Raw genomic sequence first — 13,113 nt, 5'->3', positions numbered from 1 at the left:
GTCGGGGTGCGCGGAAGCGTGGAGGTGTCATGAGGATCGGTGTTCTTGCCTGGGATCACGGCGAGGAGGACGACGACTCGCCGGTCATCGCCGAGCTGGGCCGCGAGCGCGGTCACGACACCTCGCTGTTCACCGTCGAGGAGATCGACGTCGCGGCGGCCCCGGGCGGTGGCCCGGAGGTCATGTTCAACGGTGAGCTGGGGCGCTCCTTCGACGCGGTCATCTCGCGGGCGCAACTGCACGGCGACTGGCGCGACCGGGTGGAGCGGCTGATGCTCGCCAGCAGCATCCCCGGTGTGACGATGTTCGACCCGGTCGAGGTGTGGCAGGCCGCCTACAGCAAGTTCCGGATGATGCAGGTGCTCGCCGACGCCGGCCTGCCCGTGCCACCCACCCGGGCCTGCCGGGTGCCCGCCGACGTCGAGGCGGCGAGCCGGGAGTGGGGCACCGTCGTGGTGAAACCGTCGTACGGACGTGCCGGCATCGACGTGGAGCGGATCACCAACGTCGCCGACGACCTGCCGCTGATCGAGAAGCTGCTGGCCCGCTACGGGGTCCTGGTGTGCCAGCCCTACTACCCCACCCAGTACGGCGAGTACCGGCTGACCGTCTCGGGCGACACGATGCCGATGAACATGGTGAAGTATCCGGCCGTCGGGCAGTGGAAGACCCGGACGCTGCTCGGGGCGAGCTTCGAGCGGGTGGACATCCCGCCGGAGCTGGCGGACATCTCGATCCGGGCGACCCGGGCGATGGGGATCACGCTGTCCGGCTTGGACATCCTGCCCACCGAGGACGGCTACGTGATCCTCGAGTGCAACGCCATCCCCGGCAATCTCAACATCCTCGGCAAGGAGTCCCAGCGGCTCGCCTTCGAGGCCATGTACGAGTGGGTGGAGGCCCGCACCCCCTGCTGAACTGCCCCGCGCGACGGACGGAGTGTCGATGCAGCATGCCCTGGCCGACTACGACCTGACCGAGCACGGCCCGGGCGAGCAGTTCGCCCGCGCGGTGCTCGCCGCCGAGGGCGGCGACGTCGACGTGCCGATCGCCGCGTCCCTGCCCACCCTGTTTCCGCTGGCCAAGCACCGGCCCCGCTACACGGTGCGGCACCTGCTCAAGAGCGCGACGGTGACCGAGGAGCCGGTCAGCTACGTCAGCGAGGCCCCGACTCCGGGCACCCCGGAGATCGCCGGTACCAGCTACCAGGCCAGTCCGGAGGCGACCTTCGTGCCCCGCTTGGTCGAGACGAAGCTGACCGAGGTGACCGCCGCCGTGGCCGTCCCGCCGGAGCTGTTGCGCGACCCGACGCTACTGGCCGGTTTCGTGGACTACCGGGTGCTGGTGCGGCTGGGCACCATCGAGAACGAGGTGCTGCTGCACGGCAGCGCCGACGCGGTGATCCCCGGCCTGGTCGGCCTGCCGGGGGCCCGGCGGAGGGCCGCACCCGGCGAGCTGACCGCCGAGGTGATCACCGCCGCCGGCGAGGTCGAGGAGATGGGCGGGTCGTGCGACGCGATCGTCGCCCATCCCAACCGCTACTGGGACCTGCTGGGCAGCGGGATGCTGGCCCGGCTCGGCGAGGTCGGCATCCGGGTCAGCCGGACCAGGATGATCGCGCCGGACCAGGTGCTGCTGGGTGACTTCCGGGCGGCGGTCACGCTGCTGGAGTCCGGCACGTCGCAGCTCACCCTGCGCCGGGGCGTCGGCCCGGACGGCTCCGACGTGATCACCGCGGGCCTGCGACTCGGCCTGGCCGTGCACCTGCCGCAGCACTTCCTGCTGCTGGACCTGCGGTGAAGGTGGTCTACCTGACCGGCTGGAACCGCAGCGGCTCGACGGTCCTGGGCAATCTGCTCGGCGAGCTGCCCGGGGTCGTGCACGTCGGTGAGCTGTACTACCTGTGGCGCAACGGCGTCCTGGGCACCGGCACCAACACGTCCTGCGGCTGCGGCGAGACGCTCACCGGGTGTCCGCTGTGGAGCAGGGTCGTCGCCCGGGTCGCCGGGCCGGACCCGGCCGACGAGGCTCGGCGCATCGTGGGCGAGCAGCGGCGCCACGTCCGGGTCCGGCACACCGGCGTACGGCTGGCCGAGGTCGCGGGGCGGCGGCCGAGGCCGGCCGGGGTGACCGAGGTGGCCCGCCGCATGGTCGACACGTACCGGGTGGTCGCCGAGGAGACCGGCGCCGAGGTGGTCGTCGACGGCTCGAAGTATCCCGCCGAGGCGGCCGTGCTGCTCGGCGACGCCGGGCTGGACCTACGGGTGCTGCACCTGGTCCGCGACCCGCGCGCGGTCGCCCACTCGTTCGCCCGACCCAAGCAGTACCTGCCGCAGATGAGCGCGGCCCGCAGCACCGGCATGTGGACCGCGATAAACGTGGCCTCGGACCGGATCGGCCGCGCCGCCGGCGAGCGCTACCTGCGGCTGCGCTACGAGGACTTCGCGGCCGCGCCGCGCGAGGTGCTGAGCCGGGTGCTGCGCTGGGCCGACCTGCCCGGTGAGCCGCCCGTCGGGCTGGACGGGCGGGCCGTGCTGGGTGTCAACCACACGGTGACCGGCAACCCGGACCGGCTGCGTCGGGGGCCGACGACGATCCGACCCGACCTGGCGTGGCGGGACGCGTTGCCGGCGCGCGCCGCGGCGGTCGCCACCACGCTCGCCGTCCCGGTGCTGCGCCGGTACGGCTATCCGTTACGACCCTGAGGGAGTGGTTGGGTATGGATCTCGGCATCGCGGGACGGGTGGCGCTGGTCGCCGGCGCCAGCAGCGGCCTCGGCCGGGCGACGGCCCGTGCGCTCGCGGCCGAGGGCTGCGCCCTGTCGCTGGGAGCGCGCGACCCCGGGCGGCTCGCCGAGGCAGCGCAGGAGCTGCGTGCCGCCGGCGCTCCGGACGTGCTGACCCGGCCGGTGGACATCACCGACGAGCAGGGGGTGGCCAGCTGGGTCGCCGACACCGTGGCGCACTTCGGCGCGCTGCACATCGTGGTCGCCAACGGCGGTGAGGTGCCGGGAGGCCCGGTCGACAGCTTCGGGCTGGACGCGTACCGGCAGGCGCTGGACGCCGCGTTCCTGCCGCACGTCGGCCTGACGCTCGCGGCCCTGCCGCACCTGCGCGCGGCCGGCTGGGGCCGGGTCCTCATCGTCGCCTCGGAGACGGTCCGCCAGCCGATCCCGGAGTACGGGCTGTCCGCCGCGGCCCGGCCGGGTCTGCTGGGTTTCACCCGGGCCCTCGTGCAGGCGCTCGGGCCGGGTGACATCACTGTCAACGTGCTCGCGCCCGGCTACCACGACACCGAGGGCGTACGCGCCGACTACGGCTCAGCGGCCGACGCCCGGCTCGCGGAGATCGGCGCGGGCATCCCGCTGGGCCGGGTGGGTCGGGCCGGGGACTTCGGTGCGGTGGCTGCCTTCCTGGCCAGCGAGGCCGCCTCGTTCATCACCGGCACCTGTCTGCTGGTCGACGGCGGACGGACCCGCGGCCTCGGCTGACCCGTCCGGGGCGTACGCGTCCATGGCGTGCAACGACCGGCCGCGCAGCGCCACGGCCACCAGCAGCAGGTACGCGCCACCGAACGCGGCCAGGGTGGGCACCAGCCCGACCGCGCCGACGGACCAACCGGCGAGCAGCACGCTCAGCGGCGCCCCGCTGAGCGCGACGGCGCTGCCCAGCCCGAAGACCCGACCCCGGGCCTCCTCCGGCACGTGTTCGAGGGTGACGGTGGTGAGCAGTGGGTTGAGCGGCCCGGCGGCCAGGCCCAGCAGCAGACAGATGCCGATCATCACGGCCGGTGGCGGGGTGGTCGCCATGGACAGCCGCAGCGCGCCGATGACCACGAAGCAGCCCAACATGGTGCGTCGCCTGCTGGCCAGCAGGCGGCGGCTGGCCGGGGCGTACAGGAAGGTGCCGAGCACGGCCCCGCAGCCGGACGCGGCGATCAACCAACCCAGGTAGCGCCCGTCGCGCAGCACGTCGTGCGCGTAGACGGGCAGCAGCACCGGGGTGAACGCGGCGTCCAGCAGGTTGGTGACGAACACGAAGGCGGTCATCGCGGCGATCACCGGCATCCGTCGTACCAGTGTCGCGCCCTCGAGAAGTTGCCGCGCGAAGCTGGCGCGGCCGGTCGTCGGCGCGGCGGCCAGGGCGGGCACGCCGACGGTGACCAGCACGGCGGCGAGCAGCAGGCCGGCCGCGTCGACGTAGAGCCCGACGGCCGCGCCGAGGGCGGCGACCAGCAGCGCGGCGAGCGGCGCGCCGACCACCAGGCCGAGCCGGGGCGCGGCCTGGTACCACGAGTTCGCGGTCTCCAGGCGTACGCCGGCCGCGCTGGCCACCGGGCGGATCAGACTCACCCGGGCCGCGTTCGCCGGTGTGGCGACCAGGCTGCGGGCGAACAGCAGCGCCAGCAGGGCGGGCAGTGGCAGCCCGACGGTGGCGTCCAGCACCGGCACCGAGGCGGTGAGCAGCCCGGCGAGCGCGTCGGAGAGCACGCTGACGCGTCGGCCGCCGAGCCGGTCGATCCACACGCCGCCGACCGCGCCCGCGAAGATCAGCGGAAGGGTGCCGGCGAAGCCGGCGAGGCCGGTCGCCGCCGCGCTGTCGGTACGCGCCAGCACGTACAACGGCACGGTGACGATGGTGATCGCGTTGCCGAAGGACGACAGGTGGTGCGCGGTCAGCAGCGCCACCAGGCTCCGGCGTTCGCCCCCACCGCTCATCGCAGCGCCGTCACCGCCCGGTCCACCACGGCCGCGGCGGTCACCCCGGCGCGGTCCAGCAGGTACCGCTGGTCGCCGGCGACGGCCACGAACCCGTCCGGTACCGCCACCCGCAGCACCCGGACGGGCCGTCGTTCGGTCAGCGCCTCCGCGACGGCGGAGCCCAGCCCGCCGCTGGGCCAGTGCTCCTCCACCGTGACCACCACCGGCCGGCCCGTTGCCAGCACCGCCGCGTCGAGTGTCTCCACGTCGAGCGGACGGACGGTGTGCACGTTGAGCACCGTCGCTTCCACCCCGCGCCGGGCCAGCTCGTCGGCGGCGTCCAGCGTGGCGAGCACCGGGTACGGCCCGCAGGCGGCCAGCACCACGTCACCTCCGGTGCGCAGCGTCTGCACCCGGCCCAACCGCACCGGCGGCGCGTCCGGGCGGCCGGTAGCGGCGAGGGTGGCCGCCACGTCCGGCGTCGCGGCGCGGCCGAGCCGCAGGTAGACCGGGCCGGGCAGGTCCAGCGACTGCCGGAACGACCGGGCACAGGCGTCCGCGTCGGCCGGCACCACCACCGTCATGTTCGGCAGCGTACGCATGATCGCCAGGTCTTCGAGGGCGTGGTGGGTCGGCCCGAGGTGACCGGCGGCCAGCCCGCCGTGGGTCGCCACGATCCGCACCGGCAGGTCGTTGAGGGCGATGTCCACCTTCACCGCTTCCAGCGCGCGCGTGCTGGCGAAGGTGGCCATCGTGTTGACAAGCGGAATCCGCCCGCTGCGGGCCAGACCGGCGGCGACGCCCATCAGGTTCTGCTCGGCGATGCCGAGGTTGACGTAGCGGTCGGCCGCCGGGCCGAAGTCCACGCCGCTGAACAATCCGGTGTCGCTGTCCAGGCAGACCAGCCGGGCGTCCGTGGCCATCAGCTCGACGAGCAGATCCCGGTAGACGTCCCGCCCCGCACGCGGCCCGGCCGCCGTGCTCACCGGACCCCCCGGCGTACGACCCGCAGCGCCCGTCCCCGTTGGGTCTCCCCGAGCCGGGCGAAGTGACTGCGCACCTGTCCCTCCACGTAGGGCAGTCCCCGGCCCTTGACGGTCCGGGCGATGACGGCCACCGGTCGGCCCGAGCCGGACGCCGTCAGCGCCTGCCGCAGTGCGACAGGATCGTGCCCGTCCACCTCGCGGACCGTCCACCCGAACGCCCGCCACCGGTCCGCCAGCGGTTCGAGCGCGATCACGTCCTCGGTGCCGCTGCCCAGTTGCAGGCCGTTGCGGTCGATGACGGCGGTCAGCCGGTCGAGTCCGAGGCTGCTGGCCGCCATGGCCGCCTCCCAGACCGAGCCCTCCTGCAACTCCCCGTCACCGAGGACGACCACGCAGCGCCGGTCACTGCCGTCGAGGCGGGCGGCGAGCGCGTGCCCGACGCCGAGCGCCAGCCCGTGCCCGAGCGACCCGCTGGGCATCTCCACGCCGGGCACCCCCCGGTGCGGGTGGGCCAGGAACGGTCCGCCCGGCGCGGCGTACCCGTCGAGCCACTCCACCGGAAAGTAGCCCCGGGTGGCGAGCACCGCGTACAGCGCGATCCCACCATGGCCCTTGCTGAGCAGCAGCACGTCCCGCTCGGGCGCCTCCGGTCGGGTCGGGTCGACCCGCAGCACCTCGTGGTACAGGGTCACCAGGATCTCGACCAGCGACATCGACCCGCCCAGGTGGCCACCGTCCGAGCTGGCGCACATCTGCACGATCAACTCCCGTACGCGTACCGCGACCGCCGCCAGCTCGGCGGTGACCGGTTGGTCGGGCAGCTCGGCCGGTTCGATCGGTTCGGCCACCGCGAGCGGCTCCCGGGACGTCACGTCAGGCCCCGCTCGGGGCGAGACGGAAGCCGTTGACCCGGTCGGTGGCCGGCGCTGGCGTGGGGGCGTCCAGCTCGCGCAGCGCGTGTCGCAGGACGGCGATGCCGCGCAGGTAGTCGGCCAGCACGATGTGCTCGTCGTCCGAGTGGTCGAGGCTGCTGTCCCCCGGGCCGTAGGTGGCCATCGGGACGTCCCACTGCTCGGCGAGCACGTTCATGTCCGACGTGCCGGTCTTCACCTTCAGCGCGGGCCGGGCCCGCTGGGCGCGGATACCCGCCGAGAGCGCCCGGACCACCGGGTTGCGGTGATCGGCGCGGCAGGCGGCGACGCGGTTGACCACGGTCAGTTCCCCATCCGGCGTACGCTGCCGCAGCTTCCGCAACAGCCCGTCCACGTCGTACCCCGGTGGGGTGCGGACGCTCAGCTCCGCCTCCGCCTGGACCTGGTCGGCGCGCAGCGAGACGAGGGTCGCGCCGGGACGGTCGAACGAGCCGTTGCCGCTGTCCGGCCCGAGCAGTTCCAGCAGCGTCGTCCAGCAGCGCACCGCCAACTCGGATGCCTTGGCGACGGGGTTGCTGGGGTGGGTGGCCGGCACGGACACCCGGTAACGCATGTCGAGTTTGCCCTTGTAGCCGAGCGTGATCGTCGACCAGCCGCTCGGTTCGCCCACCACCACCGCGTCCGGCCGGGGCAACCGCCGTCGGATCTCCCGCGAGCCACGCGAGGCGATCTCCTCCTCCACCGCGCCCACCACCACGATCCGTCCGCCGAAGTCCGCCGAGGCGGCGGCGCACACCATGGCCGCCAGCGGCCCCTTGGCGTCCACCGCGCCCCGGCCGTAGAGCCGGCCGTCCTGGGCGCGGACGACCGGCCCGCCGGGCACCGTGTCCAGGTGGCCGATCAGCAACACCACCGGGCCGTGACCCCGGCCGATCTCGCCGACCACGTTGCCGACCTGGTCGACGTACGCCGCGAAGCCCAGCTGCGCCATGGCGTCCACCAGGGACCGGGCGAGTGCCGCCTCGTGGTACGACGGCGAGGGCGTCTCGACCATGCGGCGCAGCAGTCCGGCCGCGAAGGTGTCGGTGACGGCGCCCGGCCGCGCCTGCGGTGTACCGGGCTCCGGGGCGTCCTCAGGCATCTTCGCTCCTCACGGTGATCTCGGTGGCGGCGCCGGCCAGCGCCGCCCGGACAGGACCGGTGCGCCGGCCGTCGGCGACGAGCACCCGGCCGACCCCGCCGAGCAACGCCTCGCGGCCGGCGGCGAGCTTCATCGCCATCCCTCGGCCGACACCGGGTGGCACGCCTGTCGTCGGCACGGCACAGCGGTCCAGCGCCGACCCTTCGTTTCCCGGGTCGGCGAGGACCCCGGGCGCTCCGGTGAGCAGGACCAGCGTGCGGGCGTCCAGCGCGGCGGCCAGGGCGGCGGCGGCGCGATCGGCGTCCACGTTGACCGGTCGGCCGTCCTCGCCGAGTGCCGGCGGCGACACCACCGGCACCGTGCCGGCCGCGAGCAGCGTCCGGACCAGTTCGACGCGTACGCCGACCAACCGGCCGCCGTGGTTGTCGCGCAGCACCATCCGCCGGCCGTCGACGACCGCCCGGTGTACGGCGGCGCGCCGGGCCCGCAGCAGGCCGCCGTCCAGTCCGGTCAGGCCGACCGCGTCGACGCCGGCGCGGGCCAGCGCGGCGACCAGTCGGGGTTTGACCGCGCCCGCGAGGGCGAGCACGACGACCTCCAGGGTGGCCGGGTCGGTGTAGCGGGTGTCCATCCCGTCGTCGCTGACCATCCGCCGCTGCGGTACGCCCAACCGGTCGCCGAGCGCGGCGATGTCGGCGGACCCGCCGTGCACCAGCACCACGTGTTGCCCGGCGCGAACCAGCTCGGCGACGTCGGCGCAGACCGCCGCCGCGTCCACCCCGGCGGTGCCGCCGCACTTGACCACCGTCACCTCGCCCGGCTGGGCCGTCGGGGTGTTCACGCCGGATGCAGGCCGGGGAACTCCAGCCCCAGCCGCTCGGGCCAGCCGTAGCGGACGTTGAGGCACTGCACCGCGTTGCCGGCACCCCCCTTGACGAGGTTGTCCAGCGCCGCGACGAGAAGCGCCCAGCCGCCGCCGGGGTCGACGGCGAACCCGACGTCGCAGAAGTTCGAGCCGGCCAGGATCTTCGGCTCCGGCAACCGGTACGTGCCACGCCGCCCCGCGACCACCCGCACGAACGGCTCGTCGCGGTAGTAGCGGCGGTACACGGCCCGGGTGGCGACCTCGTCGACACCGTCGGCGAGCGGCACCCGGCACAGCACCTGCACTCCCCGGACCGCCTCGACCCCGGTCGCGGTCATCCGCGCCGGTACGCCCACCGCCTGGGCGATCTCCGCCTGGTGCCGGTGCGCGGTCGGTGCGAAGACCCGCATGGCGCCGCTGCGCTCGGCGTGCACGTTCGCCGCCGACGGAGTACTACCGGAGCCGCTGGAGCCGGTCCGCCCGTCGACCGTCACCTCCCCCGCGCCCAGCAGGCCGGCGTCGGCGAGGGGGTGTAGGGCGAGGATCGCGGCGGTCGCCATGCACCCCGGCACGCTGATCCGGTCCGCGTCGCGGAGCTCCTTGCGGTGCAGCTCGGGCAGCCCGGTGACGAACCCGGCGAGCAGGTCGGGCGCGGCGTGCGGGCCGCCGTAGTACGCGGCGAACACGGCGGGATCGCGCAGCCGGAAGTCCGCCGACAGGTCGACCACCGTGTCGGCCAGGTCGAGCAGGCCGCGCATCGCGCCCATCGCCAGTCCGTGCTCGGTGGCCAGCAGCAGCACGTCGTGCCGGCCCAGGTCCTCGGGGGCGGTGAAGGTCAGCTCGGTCAGGCCGCGCAGGTTGGGGTGGGTGGAGCTGACCCGTCGACCGGCGAGTCGGCGTGAGGTGACGGTGGTCAGCTCCACCCTCGGATGCCCGAGCAGCAGGCGGACCAGCTCCCCGCCGATGTAACCGGCCCCGCCGACGACCGCCGCCCGGACCGGACCGGCCACGGCGGTCACGCGAGCCTCGCCAGGACGTGGTCGACGATCCGACCGGCGACGTCGACAGCACCGCCGTACGCCTGCTCGAAGCCGGCGAACTCCACCCCGGAGTTGACCTCCAGGACGTACAGCCGACCGGTCTCGTCCTCGACCAGGTCGACGCCGGCGAGGTCCGCGCCGACCGCGGCGGCGGCCGTGGTGGCCAGCTCGACGATCCGGTCGGTGAGCGCGCACCGCTCGGTTCGGGCGCCACGGGCCACATTGGTACGCCAGTCCGCGCTGTAGCGGTACACCGCGCCGAGCACCTCACCGCCGACCACCACGACCCGGATGTCCCGGTCGGGTTTGCGGACGTACTCCTGCACGTACACGATGTGCGCCTGCGGTCCGGGCAGCGCGGCCACGTACTCCAGGACCGTGCGGGCGAGGTCCGGGTCCGGCACCGTCGTGACCAACCGACCCCACGACCCGACCAGCGGCTTGACGACGGCCGGGTAGCCGATCGCGGCCAGCGCGGAGAGCGCCGCCTCCGGTGTGGCGGCGAGGGCGGTACGCGGGGTGGGCAGGCCGGCCGCGCGCAACGCGATGGACGTGTGCCACTTGTCGGCGCAGGTCTCGATGGCGGAGGCGGAGTTGACACCGATCACGCCCAGTCGCTCCAGGGCTCGGGCGGCGTAGCCGGCGCGGATCTGGCCGATCTCCCGGTTGAGCACCAGCCGCCATTCGGGCGTGCCGCCGTCCAGCGGCCACCAGGCCGTCCGGGTGTCGACGTGGGCCACCGCGACGTTGCGGCGATCCAGCGCCTCCAGGATCCGCTTGTCGTCGACCCGCAACCGGGACGTGAGCACCGCAACCGAGGCGGGTTCACTCACCCCAGTCCTCTTCGACCTCGGGCGCCGGCGCGAGCGTCACCGGCTGGACCGTGACGACCTCCAGCTCGACCTGGCACTCTCCACACTCGACCACTTCGCTGAGCCGGGGTGGCTGGGCGAACGTCACGTCGGCGGCGCACTCGGGGCAGGGGGCGATGGTCTGTTCCTGGACTGTCACGGGAGGCTTCCGTTCCTTCGTGGGGGCCGGGTCCGCTCCGACCATAGGAATCCCACCGCTGGTCTCGCGTCCGCGCGCCGTCGACACCCGGTCAACGCCACGATGACCCCGGGACGGCGGCGTGACACGGCTGTCGCAGCCGCGTTGGACCGAGTAACATCGCGATCATCGATGTGTTGAATTCACCGGCGGCAGTACGTAAGGCGGGGGAATGTCAATCCGGGTTCTTGTCTGCGACGAATTGCCAATTGTCAGAGATGGCCTCCGTACGCTGCTGGGCAGCGAGCCCGACGTCTCCGTGGTGGACACCTCGGACAGCGGCAACCACGCGATAATGTTGGCTCGCACGCATCGGGTCGATGTCATCGTGACCGGCCTGAAATTGCGCGGCATTTCCGCCGTCAATCTCATTCACAAAATCAACACCGAGAAATTGAGCCCACGACCCCGTTTCGTGGTGTTCGCCACCGACGACAGCGACGACCTCGTCAGCAGCGTCTTCCAGGCGGGTGTCAACGGCATCCTCATGCCGGACGCGACCTGGGAGGAGGTCGCCGCCGCGGTACGCGCCGCCGCCGCCGGTCAGACCACCCTCGCTCCCCGGATCGCCGACCGGCTGGTCGACTGGTTCCGGCGTCGGCAGCCGTACCCGGAGGAGGTCTTCCAACCGGCGGTGTCCACCCTGACCCCACGGGAACGGCAGGTGCTGCTGCTGATGGCCGACGGAAAATCGACCGAGGAGGTCGCCACCGAGTTGTCCATCGGCCTGACCACCGTGCGCACCCACGTCTACCGACTTCGGTGCAAACTCAACGTCAAGGACCGGGCCCAGTTGGTGTCCTTCGCCTACCGCGCCGGCCTCATGCAGCCCGCGTGAATCCGGCGTGTGTCAGAAACTCTCATCGAGGTGGTCGGCGGGTGAGGACTGGAGCAGCCACGCCAACGGCACCTTGGCGTGTTCCTCGTACGACCCGTCACCACCCAGCCGGTGCAGGGTGACCGTCTGCGGCCCGTCGCGGTCCACCACCCAGTACTGCCCGATGCCCGCCGACGCGTACTCGCGGACCTTCGTCACCGAGTCCATCGCCTCCGAGCCCGGTGACACGATCTCCACCACGAGCGCGATTTCGGTCACCGCTCTTGGTGACCTGAAGCAGACGGGTGCCCTGCGACAGGCGGGCGATCGCCGGCGTCCGGTTCGCGATCGGCGCACGGTCCTCGAAGCAGAAGACCCCGCCGTCGTACGCGCCGAGCCGGAGCAACGCCCCCGGCCCGCTGATCGGGTGGGCCTGCTCGGCCTCGGCCAACGTCAGCTCCCGCAGCACGTCGGCGCCGAGTTGCGCGGCAACCGTCGCGGGCGTCCGGTCCCGGACGACGGTGAGCAGAAGCCCGGACAGCGGTCCTGCCCTGCCCACACCCACTGACGCACGTCCATGGCGCCACTGTATCGACGGCGCGGACGGGCCCTGGCCGCGCGCCGGGTCCCGCGACCGTCGCGGCTACTGTCGAAGCATGTCGCTACGCGCCGACGAGGTCGAGGTGTTCGAGCGTTCCAGGGCCCGCCTGGAGGCGATCGCCTATCGGCTGCTGGGCTCGGCCAGCGACGCCGAGGACGCGGTCCAGGACACGTTCCTGCGCTGGCAGGCCGCCGACCGCGAGCACGTCGAGACGCCCGAGGCGTGGCTGACGAGGGTGCTCACCAACCTGTGCCTCAACCAGCTCACCTCGGCGCGCGCCAGGCGGGAGACCTACGTGGGCACGTGGTTGCCCGAGCCGGTCCTCGCCGGGGACCGGATGCTCGGCCCGGTCGACACCCTGGAGCAGCGCGAATCGGTGTCGATGGCGGTGCTCACCCTCATGGAGCGGCTGTCACCCAACGAGCGCGCGGTGTACGTGCTGCGCGAGGCGTTCGGCTACTCGCACGGCGAGATCGCCGAGATCCTCGGCGTCACGGAGTCGAACTGCCAGCAGATCTACCGGCGCGCCAAACAGCACGTCACCGTCGAGCGGACGCACGCCCCCGTCGACGACGCCGCCGCGCGGAGGATCGTCACGGAGTTCCTGACGGCGGCCAACAGCGGTCAGATCCAGCGGTTGGTGGAGTTGCTGACCGGGGACGTGACGAGCATCGGAGACGGCGGCGGCAAGATCCCGGCGCGCACGAGGCCGGTCGTCGGGGCGCTGGCGGTGGCGAAGTTCATGCGCGGGCTCTTCCAGCCCAGCGACGCCAAGCGGAACCTGGTGGGCGGCACCAGCCCCGCCCTCTACGCCGGGGTCGTCAATGGCGGCCCCGCGGTGGTGGTCGTGACCGGCGAGCAGGTCGTCGGCGTCATGTCACTGGAGGTGACTCCCGAGGGGGTCGCGGCGATCCGCGTCCAGGTCAACCCCGACAAGCTCGAACGCGTCACCCGCCAGTGGTCCGCCGCCGAGCACGGGAAACCGCTCCTGCACGTCTGGTGACCCAGGTCATAGCCGGCCCCTGTCAGCAATCGCGTCGCT

Annotated in this window: 14 protein-coding genes and 1 pseudogene; 6 read left to right on the top strand and 9 right to left on the bottom strand. The window is 73.2% G+C overall.

What is annotated here, in order from left to right; genetic code table 11:
* The first annotated feature begins 29 nt into the window (after window positions 1-29).
* The 4 genes from ACGFH9_RS10655 to ACGFH9_RS10640 are packed head-to-tail and all read left to right on the top strand — an operon-like array spanning window position 30 to window position 3,490.
* Window positions 30-917: a hypothetical protein gene (locus tag ACGFH9_RS10655; protein ID WP_355246291.1), complete on the top strand. Its 888-nt coding sequence runs from the start codon at window positions 30-32 to the stop codon at window positions 915-917.
* A gap of 28 nt (window positions 918-945) precedes the next feature.
* A complete protein-coding gene (locus ACGFH9_RS10650; protein ID WP_393217314.1) occupies window positions 946-1,800 on the top strand; it encodes a family 3 encapsulin nanocompartment shell protein in 855 nt (284 codons plus the stop codon).
* Window positions 1,797-2,705, top strand: a complete 909-nt coding sequence (locus tag ACGFH9_RS10645; RefSeq protein ID WP_393217313.1) for a sulfotransferase — start codon at window positions 1,797-1,799, stop codon at window positions 2,703-2,705. Before ACGFH9_RS10650 ends, ACGFH9_RS10645 begins: the two co-directional genes overlap by 4 nt.
* A 14-nt stretch (window positions 2,706-2,719) precedes the next feature.
* Window positions 2,720-3,490 carry an SDR family NAD(P)-dependent oxidoreductase gene (locus ACGFH9_RS10640; RefSeq protein ID WP_393217312.1) on the top strand — a complete coding sequence of 257 codons (771 nt, stop codon included), beginning with the start codon at window positions 2,720-2,722 and terminating at the stop codon, window positions 3,488-3,490.
* Between the two features lie 51 nt (window positions 3,491-3,541).
* Here ACGFH9_RS10640 and ACGFH9_RS10635 read toward each other — a convergent pair.
* The 8 genes and pseudogenes from ACGFH9_RS10635 to lysW form a co-directional block, all read right to left on the bottom strand.
* Window positions 3,542-4,717, bottom strand: a pseudogene (locus ACGFH9_RS10635) (MFS transporter); the annotation flags it as partial.
* Entirely contained in the window at window positions 4,714-5,685 is a 972-nt protein-coding gene (locus ACGFH9_RS10630) for a transketolase family protein (RefSeq protein ID WP_393217311.1), read from the bottom strand. The pseudogene ACGFH9_RS10635 and the gene ACGFH9_RS10630, both read right to left, overlap by 4 nt.
* Window positions 5,682-6,557, bottom strand: coding sequence for a transketolase (locus tag ACGFH9_RS10625; protein ID WP_393217310.1), 876 nt, complete (start codon window positions 6,555-6,557; stop codon window positions 5,682-5,684). The genes ACGFH9_RS10630 and ACGFH9_RS10625 overlap by 4 nt, the downstream gene beginning before the upstream one ends.
* A gap of 1 nt (window position 6,558) precedes the next feature.
* A complete protein-coding gene (locus ACGFH9_RS10620; protein WP_393217309.1) occupies window positions 6,559-7,698 on the bottom strand; it encodes a [LysW]-lysine hydrolase in 1,140 nt (379 codons plus the stop codon).
* Complete coding sequence (locus tag ACGFH9_RS10615) at window positions 7,691-8,539, bottom strand: [LysW]-aminoadipate kinase (protein WP_393217308.1); 849 nt, start codon at window positions 8,537-8,539, stop codon at window positions 7,691-7,693. Before ACGFH9_RS10615 ends, ACGFH9_RS10620 begins: the two co-directional genes overlap by 8 nt.
* Window positions 8,536-9,582: an N-acetyl-gamma-glutamyl-phosphate reductase gene (gene argC / locus ACGFH9_RS10610; RefSeq protein ID WP_393217307.1), complete on the bottom strand. Its 1,047-nt coding sequence runs from the start codon at window positions 9,580-9,582 to the stop codon at window positions 8,536-8,538. The genes ACGFH9_RS10615 and argC overlap by 4 nt, the downstream gene beginning before the upstream one ends.
* Window positions 9,579-10,436, bottom strand: a complete 858-nt coding sequence (locus tag ACGFH9_RS10605) for a RimK family alpha-L-glutamate ligase (protein WP_393217306.1) — start codon at window positions 10,434-10,436, stop codon at window positions 9,579-9,581. The genes argC and ACGFH9_RS10605 overlap by 4 nt, the downstream gene beginning before the upstream one ends.
* Window positions 10,429-10,614, bottom strand: a complete 186-nt coding sequence (gene lysW, locus ACGFH9_RS10600) for a lysine biosynthesis protein LysW (RefSeq protein WP_393217305.1) — start codon at window positions 10,612-10,614, stop codon at window positions 10,429-10,431. The genes ACGFH9_RS10605 and lysW overlap by 8 nt, the downstream gene beginning before the upstream one ends.
* Before the next feature lie 211 nt (window positions 10,615-10,825).
* Between lysW and ACGFH9_RS10595 the strand changes: the two genes are divergently transcribed.
* Window positions 10,826-11,491 carry a LuxR C-terminal-related transcriptional regulator gene (locus tag ACGFH9_RS10595; protein ID WP_393217304.1) on the top strand — a complete coding sequence of 222 codons (666 nt, stop codon included), beginning with the start codon at window positions 10,826-10,828 and terminating at the stop codon, window positions 11,489-11,491.
* 12 nt (window positions 11,492-11,503) lie between these two features.
* Here the strand turns inward: ACGFH9_RS10595 and ACGFH9_RS10590 are convergent, their stop codons facing one another.
* Window positions 11,504-11,749, bottom strand: coding sequence for a Uma2 family endonuclease (locus ACGFH9_RS10590; protein ID WP_393217303.1), 246 nt, complete (start codon window positions 11,747-11,749; stop codon window positions 11,504-11,506).
* Window positions 11,750-12,126: 377 nt separating this feature from the next.
* Between ACGFH9_RS10590 and ACGFH9_RS10585 the strand changes: the two genes are divergently transcribed.
* Window positions 12,127-13,074: an RNA polymerase sigma-70 factor gene (locus tag ACGFH9_RS10585; protein ID WP_393217302.1), complete on the top strand. Its 948-nt coding sequence runs from the start codon at window positions 12,127-12,129 to the stop codon at window positions 13,072-13,074.
* The last annotated feature ends 39 nt before the right edge of the window (window positions 13,075-13,113 follow it).

The sequence above is a fragment of the Micromonospora sp. NPDC049102 genome (genome assembly GCF_043197485.1).
GTDB lineage: Bacteria > Actinomycetota > Actinomycetes > Mycobacteriales > Micromonosporaceae > Micromonospora.
This window is presented reverse-complemented; position numbering and strand designations above follow the sequence as displayed.